Below are 17,106 nucleotides of genomic sequence, written 5' to 3'. Positions count from 1 at the left end.
TAAATTGGCTTCGTGGGTCCCGCGGTCGCAGCCGCGGGGATTCGATAGCTTTTAATTCTCATGCACTTGTGTAGATAGCTATGGGCTTGACCACGGGGTCCAAACGAAGCCTTGTTTAAACTACACTGCCAACAATTCCCACTCCGTTACGCCTTAAATCTCTTCCCCCTGATTAACTAGCACAAGCTTTCATCAAATCCGCTGTAGGCTTCTCAAGTTCTTCCGCCTCTTTTTTCAGACTTAAGGATTCTTTGATTAATTCATCGCGCCTGACTTTATTCTTCCAGATCAACCGATGTGCGCCACTCTCAATCTCTTTATCGATAACCTTTATTTGCTTAGGGGTAAGCTCTCCTGTTTCTCGAAAATAAGCATAAAGCTGAGCGCATATTTCCTCTATTTTTTCCTCAGTACTGCGGGATGTATTTTCAGTCTCCAAGTGCCACTTAATTGGATCACAGCGGGTGACTCTTACATTATTCAGATGAAGTGCAGAAAAAAACACACGATACAAATTATGGTTTCGTATAAATAACGGGATAAGAGGGTTTTGCAAGCTCCAGAAACCATCCAGCCGGATCACCTCAACGGGAATATTATTCTCCACAGCAACCCGAGCGACGCCTGCATATACTCTATGCGGTTCCTCGCCTATTTTTGAAAAATTCCCCTGTGGGAACATTGCGACACAACCTTTTTTACGAATTGCATCATTCGCACTTTCGATAGCACCTCGATTAGCCGTCTGGCCATCTCTCCCCTTTGGTGCATGTGCTGCCACGGGAATTGCCTTAAACATCTCCAAAAAAGTCTTGACGCCTGGAATTCGGTTAAAATTAGTGGTGGCAAGAAACTGTGGCGGAGCAGCTCCATCCTTAAATTTCGAAGCAAAAACCCCCGCTTCCCATCCAGTTCGATGGGGTCCCAGAGCATAAAGAGTTCCCTCCGTATTCCTGATTTCAATATCACCGCCTTTCGTGTGCAGCAAATGCATCATAAAGGCCAGAAAGCCAGCAATAACACGCGCAGGGCGGCTTTCATAATTTAAGTGATTATTCGATTCAGCAAGTCTTGCAATGGTATAAGTCAAAACCGAAATTGCCGTGACAAGGTACATGAGAGTAAAGGCGCTTGATATATAATCAGATTCATTACCTGAATCTGCATGGGAGTCGAAGCCAGACATGTTGTTGCTCCTTGAAAGACTAATAGATTCTGCGGCCAATAATTCATCGCAGTTCCTGAGACAATGCTTTAGCCAGTGAAACAATACAAGAGCTAGTCATTGCCCGGAATTGATATAGTACATTTAAAATTTATGTTGTCAATTAATGGAGCAAGTCTCCCTCCGGAATATCTTAAGTGAGATTTTTATGGCCTAAAAATAGATAAGGAGGTTTATTTCAACAATAATTAAATAAAATTACCATTTCCATTGAAAAACATGTCATTAAGACGACAAATTGCAGAGTCCCTGGATCCCGCTCTAAGGCAAACTCCTGGTTTATCCTTACTCAATAAAATAATTACCATCATAATCCTTTTATCACTACTGCTGGCGATTGTTGAGACTGAGCGTTCAATCCATAAAGGGCATGAATGGATATTCCTGTTCTCCGAATGGGTTTTCACAATCATCTTTGCAATAGAATATGCAGCGCGGGTCTGGGCAAGTGTGGAAAATCCAAAATACTCGAGTCGCTTCGCTTATATGCTCACACCGGCAGCCATCCTGGATTTGCTAACCGTATTATTAATTTTTCTCACCACATTAGGTACTGAAGGATTTATCTTGAGATTGGCAAGGTTGCTTCGTGTATTAAGGATTGCAAAATTAGGACGTTACACTGTTGCCATGCAGAATATTGGACATGCCATTTATTCAAGACGATTTGAACTAATTATTAGTTTTGCTATTGGAGTATTTGCTTTAATGCTGTCCTCTTCAATATTGTATATTGTGGAGGGCGGAGTTCAACCTGATTACTTTGGAAGCATTCCGCGCGCAATGTGGTGGTCAGTAGCAACGTTAACAACTGTTGGCTATGGAGACGTTTACCCGATCACCCCGATAGGTAAGCTATTTGGCGCAATCACAGCCATTGCAGGTATTGGATTGATTGCGATGCCCACAGGAATACTGGCAGCTTCTTTTAGTGAGGCCATTCAGAATATCAGGAAGAATGATCGGGAGGAAGAATAGTGGCGCTTGTTAAGAACATAGCCTTATGCTAAATAGGGGGCAGGATTTTATTTCTTTACCTCAGGTTTTAAGAGTCATAGTACCACTGAGAGCTTATTGCAAAATATTTCTAATGCTGCAGAAAGGGCGGCATCATCACTTTTGATTTAGTAGTTAAACTCTAAGGCCTAATATGAATCCCATAATCGAGACAGCGCGACTGTCTTTGAGATCTTTTACTCACGAGGATATAGAACGATTCTCTGAAATTTGCGCAAACCCAAATGTGATGCGTTACATTGGTGATGGTCAGCCTGTTAGCCGCAAGGTTATTGCCGAGAAAATACCGGAGTGGATAGAGTTATATAAAAAACAAAAATACGGTTTAATGGCGCTCATTTTGAAAGAATCAAATGTATTAATTGGTTTTTGCGGTTTTATTCATCAGACAATCGATGGGGATCAGTACATTGAACTGGGCTATCGCCTGGATGAGCCATGCTGGGGAAGTGGTCTTGCAACCGAAGCTGCTGGGGCGGTCAGAGACTACGCCTTTAATGTGCTTCAGATTCCCCTGCTGGTTTCCATTATTCACTATCAAAATCATGCTTCGAAGCGTGTTGCACAAAAAATTGGCATGCGGCTGATGAAACAAACCCATTTTAAAAATGTTCTGGTTGATGTATTTTGTCTTAAAGCTGAAGAGTCAAGTTAACCTATGGAAGATATTATTATTCGTGAGCCTGAAATAGAGGATAAACAAAGTTTTTTACAGGCTATGCAGCATAGTCAATCCTTCCATTACCCCTGGGTCACACCGCCGCTGACTGCAAAAGAATATGATGACTTCTTTTTGCGCACTCTAAAGTCCAATCAAAAAAGTTTTTTTGTCTGTAATCGGTCAAATGACCTCTTGGGCGTTTTTAATATCACTGAAATTGTCCGCGGGCTCTTCCAGAACGCCTATCTGGGGTTTTATTCGGTTGCCGATTATACGGGCAAGGGCTATATGAGTGTGGGATTAAAACTGGTATTACACCAAGTGTTTAATGAATTGAAATTACACCGTCTGGAGGCAAATATACAGCCTGACAACAGGCGGTCAATTCAATTAGTGAAAAACAATGGTTTTCGTTATGAGGGATTTTCTCCGCGATATTTAAAAATAAACAATGAATGGCGTGGCCATGAACATTGGGCGATTACAGTGGAGGATTATATCGCCGAAAGCCCTGAGATCTTGAAAAAAGACCATGTGACTCTCGAACCTTACAATCCAGAATGGCCATCGCTGGCACAGAGAGAAATTGACAAAATAAAGTCAGTTTTTCCTGAGCATTCAATTATTGATATTCAGCATATCGGCAGTACAGCAATAGCTGGCCTATCTGCAAAGCCAATACTGGATATTCAAATTGCAGTTCCTTCTTTAGAAAGCACAAAACTGATAGCGGTTCCCATTTTACAAAAACTTGGTTATGAATACTGGGCTGACAATCCAGATCCAGGACGCATGTTCTTTGTTAAAGGCATGCCCCCGTATGGCGAAAAACGGACACATCATGTGCACATAGTTGAGCAAAATTCGGCTCATTGGCGCAATAAATTACTGTTCAGAGATTACCTGCGACTACATCCCGATGTTGCCAGTGAATATGAACAATTGAAGTTCAAATTGGCTCAGGAGCACCTGTATGACCGTGAAAAATATACGGATGAAAAGCTGAGTTTTGTTAGTAAGGTGTTACAGCTTGCTCAACGTTAAGCCCATGATCACAAATAATATCCTATAAACAGGTTTTTCAAGGTTTCTTTCTCTCTGGTTAGGCTCAGAGCAATTGATAATAGAATACTGACCTTATGAGCGGAACCGACCCGGGCCTTATCCATTAAGTTTGATTAGTCGCCAAAGGATAAATCCCTGCTTAGGCGGATTACGACATCGGCTGCCATTTCATCGTGTGAACCGAAATATCTGGATGGCTTGGAAGTGGTTTCTCTTCCCCAATAAAAACAAAGCCATGCTTTTTATAAAATCGGGTGGCTTTCACGTTATCCGGTGATACATCTAGAAATACATGTTTGAACTCTCTACTTATCGCATCAGATTTAACTGCATTTACTAAACCCTCGGCGACACCAAATTCTCGTGATTCTGGTTTCACCCACATCCCGATCAAGTTGTATCGATTTGTTTGGTCTACACCAGCACCAACCATTCCTATTGCATTATCATCAAGGAATGCCAACCAGAATATTGGATAGGTTAAAGGCGATGCACGTTGTTTCCATTCTTCAATCAATAAAGAGTAGCTCTTCTTCAGTTGGCACATCGTCAACAAAACTGTAATGGATATACTGGAGACTAAAAAACACATCATTTATATGTGCTTGTACTGAACGATCGCCACGTTGGACGAATTTGTATTCAAGGTGGTGGTTAAAAAATAAGCTCATAGTTATTGCAAGCACTGTTTCATCTTGTTCGGCCATATTCGTCAAGGCAGTCATATGCCGACTAAACTTTTCAAGAAATTGCTTATGAAAATTCTGGATATTTCCTTTTCTTAGCCCCCAAAAAAGCATGTAAAAACGCGAATCTGTATCGATTGCCAGCATAACATTTCTGGTCGAGCAACATGATTTCCAATTGTATTTAGCGATTAACAATATCGAGCATACAAAAACCAAGGCCTCAAACCAATGGTATCTGTGAGCGCTCCCATAAAACAATTTTACAGGAGTTTTACCAAGTGACATTCCGTAAGAAACTTTACGATAATCCTTGATGAACTTCAGAAAGAGGACGAATGCCTTTATTACTACAATAATGAGCGAACCCATCAGGGCAAAATGTGTTGTGGACGAACCCCAATGCAAACTTTGGTGGATAGGAAATAAATCTGGATGGAAAAATTTATAAACTGAATTTGACCTGACAGACACTTCTGAAAAAACCGGCAACTGTCAGATCAAGTTTGAACTACTACAGCTTATGAATGCCTAACTTTAATTTAGTATATTCATCATATTTATATACAGAAATCATATTTTTGTTCAAATAATTGAATAGCTCATATGATCTTGCTTCTTTGCATATATATGTAGATTGATAAACAGGATAATAATCTGTCATAAGTGCAATGTTGCGAATTATAGCCTTATGGTTAATTAAGGAATGTTGGTCGATGGATTTTATGCATGACCAGTTAGAGGATGGTCGTAGCTATCGCTTGTTAAATGTGATTGATGACTTCAACCGCGAAGGCCTTGCCATAGAGGTCGATCTGTCCTTGCCGGCAGAGCGCGTGGTTCGACGCTTAATCAAATCATCGAGTGGCGGGGTAAACCCCGGCAAATACGTTGTGATAATGGCCCTGAATATATTAGCAAACTGCTGCAACAATGGGCGGATAAAAATCAGATACAGTTGGTTTTTATTCAGCCTGGAAATCCGCAGCAAAATGCCTATATTTAACGCTATAATCGCACCGTTAGGTATGACTGGTTAAGTCAATTTTTATTTGAAAGTATTGCAGAAGTTCAACTTCATGCGACACAATGGTTATGGACGTACAACAATGAACGCCCAAAAACGGCTATTGGAGGCATTCCTCCAAGGCGAAAATTGGCCTTAGTGGCATAATCCTCTACTTTTGACTTCGGTTAAAAATGGGGGGATTACCATTCCATGCTTGGCTATAAATCGCCCGCAGCATTTGAAACCCAAAAAGTGGCTTAGTAATGTGTCCGATTTTGACGGGTAAGATCAGAATTCTGGTATAAAAAATTGTGGAATATTAATCTTCCTGATGTGGTTGATGGACATGCACTCTTAATTTTTAAGATGATAAATTTTCTTTAGAGACTTATTCACGTGGAATTACATTCAAGAATTGAGTTTCCAGAAATTATCATCTTTCCAATGCATATTTAATCCCATGCTATTTAAAGGTATACCGGGGAAAGCATCAAATAAATCAAATAAATTTTTACACCAATTTGTATCTGGACTGACTTGCTGCATCATATGATGAAGCATGGCCAATACAGTCGCAATTCGTGTATGTTGATGATCTTTATTTAGATATAAAGGCCAGAGAAAGTTTTTTTGTGTTGGCCGGGCTGGTTTAATTCCTAATTCTCTATTCCAAAGGCGAGCATGGTGAGCGCATATATTACGAATGACAGTTAAAGTATGAAGCCAACTTTCCAGAAGAGGCGGATATAAGTTAAATCCTTTGGCTATAATTTTTTTATCTTTATCTTTTGCAAGACCCTTGAATAAATGAGAAAGCTCTCCTAAGGAGAGTTCTTCAAGCATTGCCCACCCTGGCATCAATGACGGTTGATCATAAGTTAGGGCATAATGGCGAGCATAGCTTTCTTGCTTGCGTTTCAGTTTTAATTTTTGTTTATGGCTTTCAACAATCGTTTGTAGTTTGTTTATACGTGCACATTCACGGTTATAGTCATCAAGAGCTGATTGTTGTTTGTCTTTAATCGACTGGATTAATCGTTGATGGTCATAAGTGCTTTTGAAGTGGCAATTATCAAGATACCAATGTGGTCCATATTTCTTGCATAATGTATTGGATATATGAGCACGTACTGCAACTTCCGTTCGTTCGATTGCATCAATTATGAGTAACCGAAGTTTTCTATCAAAATTGTATAATTGGGTTAATTGGCTAAATTTTGTATTGTCTTTAAAAAGATGGCTATTATCTTCATGTTGAAAGGGCGCATATAGGGTGTTAATCGAAAAAAACTGACTGCCTCCAGAAAACAGAGTGCGCGCGACTCATCTAGAATAGCTAAGCCCCGTTTTTTTAAAAGTTCCATCTGTTCTTTAGGAGTAATAGCCGGTTTGGTAAAGACGGTTGCCAAGTTTGAACACCTTATTGAAAGACAAAAAAAACCCGCGCGATTTGAGCTTAAAGACCGAAGTCTACATAGGCTTGGCGGGTGTGTTACTTACAATTGTAATTAGATAAATATAATTATGCAAATATAAGCGATTAAATTCGTTAGTCTTACTTTTCAACGAGGTATCCTAAGCATCGTCTATTATGGATTATTGGTCCGTCTAATATGGAATATAACTTCGTCCAAAATGGAATGTATATGAAATTTTGTTCATGTTCTTTAATACACGTTTAATTTTTAAAGAGGATAAATGTTCATTGGAGATCTCTTCAAATGGAATTAAATTCAGCAATTGGTCTAATAGAAGCGACCACATCAGTGGCTGGATCAAGAGTTATTGTCAAATCTGGTGTATGCCCATTAGGCGGCCACTCTGTCTGACTGTTTACTAATTTGTACTCCATCTACAAATTTCACATTATTAATAACCAAAGTTAATAAGTTAAACCCTCTGATTTTAATCCAGCGTTTTTGAGCGACCTCCATCAGTTTAAATACCATGGCCAAAGTGGTGTCTCTAGAGCCGCAGTTTCTAGACTTATGAGTTCTCAAGCGTACTGTGGAGAAGGCTGATTCAATAGGATTAGTTGTCCGTATGTGGATCCAGTGCTCTGCTGGAAAGTCATAGAAAGCCAGCAGCTCCTCTTTGTCTTTGACAAGGCACTCCATGGCCTTTGGGTATTTAGCACTGTAGAGCGCAACTGTATTATCAAACGCCTTATAGGCATCTTCTCGCTTTTCAGCCATCCAAATCTCATGTAGCGAGGCTTTTACCTTAGGCTGCATAGACTTGGGAAGTTTGTTCAACACATTAGCTGTTTTGTGCACCCAGCATCGTTGATGCCGGGTTTCTGGATAAACCTTGCTTATCGCTCCCCAAAACCCTAAGGCACCATCCCCAATCGCTAATTTAGGCGCTGTAGGAAGACCGCGTTGACGTAAGTTTAACAGCACTTCTTCCCAGCTAGCCGTTGATTCCCGATAGCCATCACAAACGGCAACAAGTTCCTTTAATCCGCTCTCGGTGACACCAATAATCACTAGAAGGCACAGTTTATCATCCATACGAACCTTGCTGTAAATACCATCTGCCCACCAATAAACATAGCGTTTGCTCCTTAAATCCTGGCGCTGCCACTCCTTGTGCTCATCAAGCCATTTTTCCTTTAAGCGGGATACTGTATTGGCCGATAAACCTCGCGCACTCTCTCCAACCAATGCCGATAAGGCATCCGTATAATCACCCGTGGATAACCCCTTTAAATACAGCCAGGGAATGAGTTCTTCCAGGCTTTTAGTACGTCTTAAATAAGGCGGCAATAGCTGGCTGTTAAAGTGAATGCCTGAGCCACTGCGGTCCCTTACCTTAGGTACCTGAACTTCCACCTCGCCGATTCCTGTCTGAATCTGGCGAGAAGGCAGATAACCATTCCTAACCACTGAAGGACGGCCATCCAGTAAACGCACTTCAGAATAGGCTGACAGCATCTCGGATAACTCCGCTTCTACTGCTTTTCTTATTAATTCCTTGGCTCCTTCCCTTAACACCTCAGTTAACGGGTCTTCTAGACCTCTTTCTCTCTCTGGTGCTGACGCAAGCTTTAGACTACAATCCTTCATGGCGTATCTCCTTTGTTGATTTTTGTTCCCGCTAAGAACAATCAACAGAATACGCCACCTAACTTAACTTGTCATACACCACTTTCGACTATAACTCCTGGATCAATCCATCCTGCGAGATAAGCACTGGTTATCCAGTGTTGATTTTTGTTTTGCATTGTTGCCATTTGTTGTTTCTGAGTGCCCCATCAGTGCCCCTCAGAGGTTTTCACTTTTTTCGAACTACACGTAACTACTTGATTTTATTGGTGGGCCCACTAGGACTTGAACCTAGGACCAACGGATTATGAGCCCCCAACCTTAAAATTAACTCATTGATTTTTAAATAATAATCTGTCGCGAGATGCCACTACAAATGTCGTACAGAGTATAATAGTGTCGTACTCAAACACGCAAATCTCACGCAAGGATAAAATGATTAAAGAAAAAGATAATTCTCTTTATTAAACTGTAAAAACAATTTTTGCTTTTGGTAATGTATTGATTTAACTAAAAAGATTCCGCGTTCGTCTTTATTTGCTTGTTGCTGAGGTTCTATATGAATCACGTGTGTGAAATGCCTGCTGATTGAACGTCCGCCTGCAATATACTCCAAAGATTCAAAATTAAATTCTTTATTGACTTGGCTGAGTATTAATACTCTCAATGCATGTTGTTGTGCAATTAATTTCAACTCACGCACAAAATCATTATATGGATCCATTTCTCTATGGGGCACAATGGCTTGTAAATAATCAACAATTAATAAAGAACCAGGTTTATCTTTTTTAATTTTTTCAATTAAAGTTTTTTGATCAAAACATTTTTCCACTACCTCCATGTATTGCTCTTGTTGCGAACAACTCCCTAAATTTGAACATGAAATTTTATTTAAACGCTCAAAAATGAAGGATTCATTAAAATGCATAGAGTAATATTTAACCGGTAATTTTATTTGTGCTGCATACAAAGCAAGGTTAAGAGCAAAAGATAATTTCCCCGCACCTTCCGCGGCAGATAACAATAACATTTCTCCAGGAAGAAATGATTGCCAAATGGACTCAAGATTATTTATGCGTATTGATTTAAAATATTTATGCATCAATGTCCAATGAGTAAATCCATAATCATTGGCGACAAGATCAAGAGCTTGGCTTAGTGGAATGCTCTTAGTTGAGGCTATTTGTTTTGCAGATAATTTAAGAGACCTTATTGAAGGAATACTTTTAGACAAAGACATTATTTCGATCCTCATATTAGCGAAAAATAAACACTCCCTCCCTAATATTTATTTTTCTAAATATAAAAATCGAATTTCCTACTCACTGAGAGTTTTGCACTGGAAGGGGGCACGCTTAGGAAAAGCGTTACTTTGTAAGTTATAAAAAATAGTTTTATTTGTCAATTGAAAAAATTGCGCTTAATTTTAAGAGGGCCAAACTAGGCATCATTCAATAATATGGGCTATCAATTTTTGATGATTTTGTTGGGCTCTGTATTTTGTATTACACATCTTCCTGTTTTATCTCTGCATCAGATTAGAACTTAGTGATAATTTATTAGAAGATTTACCACGCACTGCGTGGTGAATTTTTTTGATTAATTATATAGTTTCAGATAAATGCCCATGTTAAGAATACTTAAAAATGTTAACATGACTTACTTGTCATGTTAACAAAATCAGATTTTCTTAACATGACTGAAATTAAAACTACAGGTCTTAAAGTGCGCAGAATCCTACTAATCAGTGATACCCACGGAAATTTGGATATCATCAATCAGATGGTAGCTCAAACTAATGCAGACATGGTGATTCATGCCGGTGATTTTGGGTTTTATGATGAACAGAGCATTTATCGACTCAGCCCTAGGGAACTACGCTTGTTAGTATCTCACTCGCCAGTTTGGCGACAATATGAGGTTGATAAACAAACGAGTCGCGAAAGGTTAATAGAAATCGTCAAAGAAAATCGATTATTAGGTGACTTTCCAGATTATATCTCAGGTAAAAAGAAGTTCGCCGTTCCTATATATGCTGTTTGGGGAAATCATGAAGATGTGCAAGTTTTAAGGCAATTAAATACTAATCTCAATGTTAAAAATCTGCACGTGCTTGACGAACACCACTTTTATCAATTTCACACCAGTGAAAGTGAGCTTGAATTTTCTCTTTATGGCTTAGGAGGAAATTTTTTAGTAAGTAAAAAGCTATTCGATAAACCCATTGCAGGAAATGGGGGAAAGGTATGGACTGTATTAAATCAATTTGGCGTTTTGTATCAGCAGGTTAAAAATAAAAGTAAACCTTCAATATTTGTTTCGCATGTCAGTCCAGGGAAAGAACCACTATTATCCCGTCTAATCATGCATTTTATGCCTAACTTTTGGATCAGTGGTCATATGGGTGCACCGTTTACCTGTACCTGGAATCAATTTACTATCCGGGAAATGAATGAATCCTTAGATTGGCTAGAGAGCGATATTGATTTAATAGAAGAACAATACCAGCAAGGTCGCCTTACAGATGAGGCCATATTAGCTTATGAGATAATAAAAAGGCCTATCGATAGGGATGAATCCTGGTATAAAAAATTGTGGAATATTAATCTTCCTGATGTGGTTGATGGGCATGCACTTCTAATTTTGAAGGATGGTAAATTTTCCTTAGAGACCTATTCAAACGGAATTAAATTCAATAATTGAATGCTGCTATTTGCAGACATAGGAAACCATCTGTGAACGACAAAATAATCCTTAAATATAAAATTCCTCTGGCTCTGATTTGCCATCTAATAACGCCATCAATTCGAATAACAATAATTGAGTTTCATTAATCAAAAACTCTTTAAACTTATCTTTTTTTAGAGTTCTTTCCTGAACATCTAAAGGAATAAAGCGTGATAGCTCATTATGGAATGCTTCGCTATAGATGATTTTTTCAATATTTGCAATTGTGCTTTCAAGTTTGGCTGGGTAATCACTAATTTTATAATCATTGATTTTGGATAAAATGAATTGTTTGTTAATAGAACTTCCGCGTTGCTGTAGCCAGCGTAAATCCCAAATGTCTCTATGACGTACATATTTGGTTGTATTAACCAAAGAGATTAATTTATCGGCCATAATTTCATCTGGACTTTCTGTCATGATCAGTACATCGCCATAACCGTCAGGTAAAAAATCATAATTAGCATTTAGAGCCTGTGGTGTTCTTGTATATGCGGGGACATTGCATACCTCGATTTTAATTTTTTGCTTTGGCAAGTCCTTTCGAGTTGGTGATGTAGTAATGGCAATTTGCCATTTATCAACTTTAATATCTTGATACTCAGGCTCAATAGACATTTCTGCCGGTTCTTTCACCGTTACATCCAAACCATACCGAGAAGCGATATAGCCTTCAATGCACTCTTTCATAGCCAGTAGTTTTGACGTGGTAAAATCATGACCTCCAGCAAAATCGAGATCTTCGCTAAAACGTGAAGAGCCATAACATAGACGAAGTGATGTACCGCCTTGAAAGGTCAATTTATCCAACAACCCTTGTTTATCCAGAGCAAAAAGCAAATCATAGTGTAATAATTCTTTTTCAATGACAGGCCTCATATGCGAATAACCTTCTTCCCGCATGGCAAGTTCTACTAATAAATTAAAATCTTCCCTGTTAATGGCAGTAGGTTTAATCATACTAATTCATCCAAATTAACTAAATTCATATTTCGACCAACTCGTTTTAGGTCTCTTAAAGCGGCTTGTTTAGTAGCCATTCTAAGCGGTCGTTCATTGATTTTGGTGGTGTTATTGAGAATATCTTTGACTGTCCGCTTAGTATGTGTAAATTCAATAACTCCATAGGAAGTGTTGTAGATACCTTTTCTGCCTGTTGTCATGATCGTTATTCTATCTATAGGAATTTGTGAGATGACGCCATATTCGGATAGCATGGACTCCAAACTGACATAATTGTACTCGCCTCGTCTAAGTGTTTTCGCAATACGTTCGATGACATAACTGTCAAATTGTCTGGCATCTTCATTAACATATATATCTCGGCAAGCGCGCTTAAGTATTCCTGATTTTACCAGACGTTTCAGTCCTTCATTGAACGTTTTAAAAGAGTCTTCTGGAAATAGCTTAGAGAGATCGCGATTAGTAAAGATGTATTTGCTTTGTTTATCTTGTTCTCTCAGTACATTAATGGCGTGTTCTTTATTCATAAGTGTATTTAAGTGGACGTTTATTCCATATAATTATAGTATAAATGTCTACTTAAGGCGATTATTTAATTAAGTATACAGAAACTCTATATTTATATGGTATTTCTGTATACTTTTATCAATAGTACGCTCAGTCCCTGCATACTGGTTAAAGCTTTTGGATTGGTTGAATCATGAGTAGAGTTGATTGAATTACATACATTTTGAAGCAGAGGACTAATAACCCGTTGGTTATAAAAATAAATTCCATATAATACAATAAGTTATATTGGTTTTGGATTCTGGTTTGAGTGATTTTGCGTGAGTAATTTTCCCAAAAATCCCCATCTGGTTTTCGAGGTGGTTAGAAGAATTTATTATAATCTATTGATTTTACTTACTTTAATTGGTGGGCCCACTAGGACTTGAACCTAGGACCAACGGATTATGAGCCCTCTTCCTATAAAATAACTCGTTGATTTTAAAGTAATAATTTGCAACGGGATACCACTACAAATGTCGTACTGAGTATAACAGTGTCGTACTCAAACACGCAAATCTCACGCAAGGATATTTTAGCTCTTTATTGGTAATTTACATAAAGTCATTTGGTTTTAATAAAAATGACTATTTGTGACGTAGTGGTGAATAAGCTATAAGCATAAAGAACATTACAACAAGGCCTTTCGTAATGAGTTAAGAAATAAAATTAATCGTATTCGAAGCTGTGTATTTTCGAGAGATGATTTTACCCAAGATTATCTAATCGAGAGCAATTACGTTTAAATCGTGCGCTGAGTCCTTTTATAGATGAAGGTATTATCATTAACATCGCACATGGTTGATTTGCCTAGGCTGAGCTCATGCCAATTCCTGAGCTAGATACTCTAAGCCATTTGAAGTTATAGCGACTGAAGCATTAGATAAGTTGGGTATCAAATGGAAGTTGGAAAGTGACTGCTTTCATTATTACGGTCGGCAACGAAGGGTCTGAGTGTGGTGAAAAATAGTTACATGCCCTAAGTTTTAAAGCTTTTATTTTACTTAGTAACCAATTGATATCAAAGTAATATTACACGTAAATTAAAAACAGTTTGAAGAAAAAAAGACCATATGATAGTATTCATGGCGCAGTAGTACTGCATTTTTAAATTTAACTGAAGGAGATGTTATGGAAAATCAAGTTAACTCTATTGATGAAATTTTTGAAATTTCTGAAATTGAAAAAGATATGAATGGTGTTGTCGCTCGTCAGGGTTGTATTTCTGTTCAGACTCCAAATGCAAGTGAATCAAAAGAAGAAGCCAATGCTAATTAAGCATTAATTCTAAATTTTAGGAAGGAGTTAATCTTCTTCCTTTTTGCTAATTTGGGTTTAAAATATGGAAATGATTTGTTTCGATAGACAATTAAGAATACTCTGCGTAAACGACGAGGTATTCTTGCATAATCCAGGCAAGCTGGTTAGTTACAACCTTAAGTCACTTGTTAATAAGCCATTTCTTGATGTTATTGCTTATTTGGCCAAACCTCAATCAATTGCAAATGCAATCGACTATATTTCAATAATTAATCAAAATATAAATGATAAAAATTTTGCAGAAAAAACAATTTTTCATTTAATATCTCGTGGATTTTTACGTAAATACAATTCAGATAGCGCAGAAGAATTATGGTACAAAAATGGTTGGTCTGAAGCGTGGAGCTTTCATACTCACACCAACAACCTTCCTAAGATTCAATACAATACCAAAATGCTTGATAAAGAAGATGTTGGATTTATGGAGGAGTATGTAGCTGTAGAAAACACGCCTTCAAATTATAAGTCCTATGAAGATGATCAAGTCCTCTTAGAAAAGCCAGCGATTGATCAAAAATATAAAATAATCCCTAGCCATTTAAAAACAGCAGAGCCACGCAACTTAAATTTTCAATTGTTAAGTAGACTGATTTATTTTGCTTTTGGGCAAATTGGTGACCGTTATATGAAAGTAACGGGTAAACACATACGAAAAACAGTTCCGTCTGGAGGAGCTAGGCACCCGATTGAAACCTATTTTTTTATTAAAAATCCGGATCTGAATTTAACGCCAGGAATATATCATTACAACGTAGAAAAACATGCCTTAAATTTAGTAAAAGAATATTCGGAATCAGAGATAGATAATTTAATCAGATCGAAACTTTTACTTGATGAAAAAAGAGGACAGTTCGATTTTTCTTTGGCTATTGTTTATACCTGCATTTTCGAAAGAAGCATGTTTCGCTATAGAGAGAGCAGAAGTTATCGAGTCATGCAGTTTGATCTTGGCCATTTAACACAAAATTTAGCTCTTTTAACCAAAACATATGGTTTAAATTTATATGTAGGCTATTCGTGTTTAGAAAAAGAAGTAGAAAATATCATAGGCGTTGATAATTATCTTGAATCATGTTTAGGCTACTCAATATTATGAAATTAAATCCATTAATTAAAATAGAAAATCTAGAGCAAGATAAATGCTTAATAAATTTACTTATTGATAGAAAAAAATTTGAAGTAAATAAAGATCTCTTTATGCTTTTTTTAGATTGTTATAATAGCGGCCTAACTAGAGACAATATAGAATTACATATTGCTGATAACTTAAAAGTTAAAAAAGAAGAAGTATCATCGTTTATTAGTAGTTTACTTGATAAAAAAATTTTACTAGATACCACAGAAGGTTATCCTGTTGATCAAATTAATCATTGGGCGAAAAGGAAATGGCTTAATGCATTAATTTATCATCTCGAGAGTCAAAATGTTGAATGCATAGATGATGGCAATAGTATTTATGAAGATAAAAAAGAATATTTTTTTGACAATAAAGAGCCTCATAACATATGGAAAATATATTCTGATTTACCCACATGCATTTTACCTACTCCTAACTTAAGTGTTTTTGAAGAAAGATCTTTAGAAGAGGTCTTATTAAAAAGAGATTCTTTCTCACCTTTTAAGAAAAAGAGTATTTTATTAAGTGACTTATCCAATATCTTAGCCGCAGCTAATTCTGAACTATTGAATAATCGGTTAAACTTAGAAAATAGCACGAAAAATTTATATAAATCCAGCTTTAGCGCTCTTGAAACCTATATCTTTATCTTTGATGTGGAAGGGATAGACAAGGGGTTGTATCATTATGATCCAAAAAATCACAATTTAATATTACTCAAATCAGGTAACTTTGAGGAAACTGTTGCTGATATGTGTATTGGACAAAAGAAGGCTTCAATGGGAGGTTGTCTGTTTTTAATAACAGCAAATTCTACGAGGTATATGGCACGATATAAACATGAAAGAGCATATCGTAATATGTTGGTCAACGTAGCGGAATTTGCCCACCAATATATATTTTATAGTACAGCTATTGATTACAGTACTTTTTTAACTCCAGCTATAAAAGATGAACTAGCGAGTAATCTTCTCAATATTGATGGTTTTGAGGAAATTCCATTATACACAGTGGCGATTGGGTAATGAGTAATAAAAAAACAGCCTCCGAATTACTATTTCAAATATGCTCATATGAGCACTTAGGGGCTGCTGCTAATTATGAGCATGATAACCATCCTGATTTTTCAGATTTTGATGCTCATCGCTACTTAAATGCACGTAATAAGAATCATAAAAACATACTTTCAAACGCTATACATGAAAGGGAGAGTTGCAGAAAATTCTGTGAAAACCAAGTCAGCGTAACTATGCTGCAAGAAATTCTGTTTAATTCTTACTCACTAAAAAATGACCAAGGGTCGTATACCATTCCCCAAGCAGGGGGGTTACCAACTATGAATCTTATAGTTCTGAGTAATACTAAAGGCGAAGAGGTAAAATTATATAATTATGATCCTAAAACTTATGAGTTAAATTATGCAAACTCTCTGGCAACTTCATTAGAAGCATTGTTTTATTCAAAAAGCATAGACTTTAACTCTGCCAACTACTGCATAATAATTTGTTCTGATTTACAGACACTTTCCAAGCAGTACTTGGCCAGAGGCTTTAAATTTGCTTGTTTTCAAGCGGGTCATATTGCACAAAATATTTTGCTAAATGCTGCTGCCCTAGGTATCAGTGCAATTTCTCTAGGTTCTTTAATCGAAAAAGATATTTCAACACATTGTTTATCAACTGATGATTATCCGTTATATGCAGTAGTAATGTAAGGACATAAA

16 protein-coding genes and 2 pseudogenes are annotated in these 17,106 nt (G+C 37.3%); 10 read left to right on the top strand and 8 right to left on the bottom strand.

All coding sequences use genetic code 11. From position 1 onward, the window contains the following. Positions 1-172: 172 nt before the first annotated feature. Positions 173-1,186, bottom strand: a complete 1,014-nt coding sequence (locus tag DYH42_RS13005) for a lysophospholipid acyltransferase family protein (RefSeq protein WP_058523404.1) — start codon at positions 1,184-1,186, stop codon at positions 173-175. 258 nt (positions 1,187-1,444) lie between these two features. Here DYH42_RS13005 and DYH42_RS13000 point away from each other — a divergent pair, with 258 nt between their 5' ends. The 3 genes from DYH42_RS13000 to DYH42_RS12990 all read left to right on the top strand — a co-directional run bounded on the left by DYH42_RS13000 (position 1,445) and on the right by DYH42_RS12990 (position 3,947). Further along, positions 1,445-2,203: an ion transporter gene (locus DYH42_RS13000; protein ID WP_058523403.1), complete on the top strand. Its 759-nt coding sequence runs from the start codon at positions 1,445-1,447 to the stop codon at positions 2,201-2,203. A 172-nt stretch (positions 2,204-2,375) separates the two neighbouring features. Continuing rightward, a complete protein-coding gene (locus DYH42_RS12995; RefSeq protein WP_065232806.1) occupies positions 2,376-2,897 on the top strand; it encodes a GNAT family N-acetyltransferase in 522 nt (173 codons plus the stop codon). A 3-nt stretch (positions 2,898-2,900) separates the two neighbouring features. Beyond that, the gene (locus DYH42_RS12990) at positions 2,901-3,947 is read left to right on the top strand and encodes a GNAT family N-acetyltransferase (protein ID WP_058523401.1); all 1,047 of its coding nucleotides are present in this window, start codon (positions 2,901-2,903) and stop codon (positions 3,945-3,947) included. Positions 3,948-4,116: 169 nt separating this feature from the next. On the opposite strand, the gene DYH42_RS12985 is transcribed toward DYH42_RS12990, so the two are convergent. Both DYH42_RS12985 and DYH42_RS16465 read right to left on the bottom strand, forming a co-directional pair. Next, complete coding sequence (locus tag DYH42_RS12985) at positions 4,117-4,485, bottom strand: GNAT family N-acetyltransferase (RefSeq protein ID WP_058523400.1); 369 nt, start codon at positions 4,483-4,485, stop codon at positions 4,117-4,119. After that, on the bottom strand, positions 4,478-4,801 hold the full coding sequence (locus DYH42_RS16465) for a DUF6933 domain-containing protein (protein WP_147287641.1): 324 nt from the start codon (positions 4,799-4,801) through the stop codon (positions 4,478-4,480). The genes DYH42_RS12985 and DYH42_RS16465 overlap by 8 nt, the downstream gene beginning before the upstream one ends. A gap of 10 nt (positions 4,802-4,811) precedes the next feature. Between DYH42_RS16465 and DYH42_RS12980 the strand changes: the two are divergent. Together DYH42_RS12980 and DYH42_RS12975 are read left to right on the top strand one after the other, a co-directional pair. Next, positions 4,812-5,083 (top strand): annotated as a pseudogene (locus DYH42_RS12980) (integrase core domain-containing protein); the annotation flags it as partial. A gap of 275 nt (positions 5,084-5,358) precedes the next feature. After that, positions 5,359-5,828: pseudogene (locus DYH42_RS12975) on the top strand (DDE-type integrase/transposase/recombinase); the annotation flags it as partial. Between the two features lie 243 nt (positions 5,829-6,071). On the opposite strand, the gene DYH42_RS12965 reads toward DYH42_RS12975, so the two are convergent. The 3 genes from DYH42_RS12965 to DYH42_RS12955 form a co-directional block, all read right to left on the bottom strand. Next, positions 6,072-6,944, bottom strand: a complete 873-nt coding sequence (locus DYH42_RS12965; RefSeq protein WP_237759002.1) for an Abi family protein — start codon at positions 6,942-6,944, stop codon at positions 6,072-6,074. 527 nt (positions 6,945-7,471) lie between these two features. Beyond that, positions 7,472-8,731, bottom strand: coding sequence for an IS256 family transposase (locus DYH42_RS12960; protein WP_058506442.1), 1,260 nt, complete (start codon positions 8,729-8,731; stop codon positions 7,472-7,474). Between the two features lie 418 nt (positions 8,732-9,149). Further along, the gene (locus tag DYH42_RS12955; RefSeq protein ID WP_058523439.1) at positions 9,150-9,950 is read right to left on the bottom strand and encodes a P-loop NTPase family protein; all 801 of its coding nucleotides are present in this window, start codon (positions 9,948-9,950) and stop codon (positions 9,150-9,152) included. A 428-nt stretch (positions 9,951-10,378) separates the two neighbouring features. On the opposite strand from DYH42_RS12955, the gene DYH42_RS12950 reads away from it, so the two are divergent. Next, positions 10,379-11,413 carry a metallophosphoesterase family protein gene (locus DYH42_RS12950; RefSeq protein ID WP_058523440.1) on the top strand — a complete coding sequence of 345 codons (1,035 nt, stop codon included), beginning with the start codon at positions 10,379-10,381 and terminating at the stop codon, positions 11,411-11,413. Between the two features lie 51 nt (positions 11,414-11,464). On the opposite strand, the gene DYH42_RS12945 is transcribed toward DYH42_RS12950, so the two are convergent. Together DYH42_RS12945 and abiEi are read right to left on the bottom strand one after the other, a co-directional pair. Further along, on the bottom strand, positions 11,465-12,397 hold the full coding sequence (locus DYH42_RS12945; RefSeq protein WP_058523441.1) for a nucleotidyl transferase AbiEii/AbiGii toxin family protein: 933 nt from the start codon (positions 12,395-12,397) through the stop codon (positions 11,465-11,467). Then, positions 12,394-12,927 (bottom strand): type IV toxin-antitoxin system AbiEi family antitoxin, encoded by a 534-nt coding sequence (gene abiEi / locus DYH42_RS12940; RefSeq protein WP_058523442.1) that lies wholly within the window; start codon positions 12,925-12,927, stop codon positions 12,394-12,396. Before abiEi ends, DYH42_RS12945 begins: the two co-directional genes overlap by 4 nt. Before the next feature lie 1,150 nt (positions 12,928-14,077). On the opposite strand from abiEi, the gene DYH42_RS16640 reads away from it, so the two are divergent. The 4 genes from DYH42_RS16640 (at position 14,078) to DYH42_RS12920 (ending at position 17,097) form a co-directional block, all read left to right on the top strand. Further along, complete coding sequence (locus DYH42_RS16640) at positions 14,078-14,224, top strand: hypothetical protein (protein WP_157062388.1); 147 nt, start codon at positions 14,078-14,080, stop codon at positions 14,222-14,224. 64 nt (positions 14,225-14,288) lie between these two features. Continuing rightward, a complete protein-coding gene (locus tag DYH42_RS12930; protein WP_058523443.1) occupies positions 14,289-15,362 on the top strand; it encodes a SagB/ThcOx family dehydrogenase in 1,074 nt (357 codons plus the stop codon). Next, positions 15,359-16,408, top strand: a complete 1,050-nt coding sequence (locus tag DYH42_RS12925; RefSeq protein WP_058523444.1) for a SagB/ThcOx family dehydrogenase — start codon at positions 15,359-15,361, stop codon at positions 16,406-16,408. The genes DYH42_RS12930 and DYH42_RS12925 overlap by 4 nt, the downstream gene beginning before the upstream one ends. After that, positions 16,408-17,097, top strand: a complete 690-nt coding sequence (locus DYH42_RS12920; RefSeq protein ID WP_058523445.1) for a nitroreductase family protein — start codon at positions 16,408-16,410, stop codon at positions 17,095-17,097. The genes DYH42_RS12925 and DYH42_RS12920 overlap by 1 nt, the downstream gene beginning before the upstream one ends. Positions 17,098-17,106: the final 9 nt, after the last annotated feature.

This window comes from Legionella birminghamensis, from assembly GCF_900452515.1.
GTDB classification, from domain to species: Bacteria; Pseudomonadota; Gammaproteobacteria; order Legionellales; family Legionellaceae; genus Legionella_C; species Legionella_C birminghamensis.
This window is presented reverse-complemented; position numbering and strand designations above follow the sequence as displayed.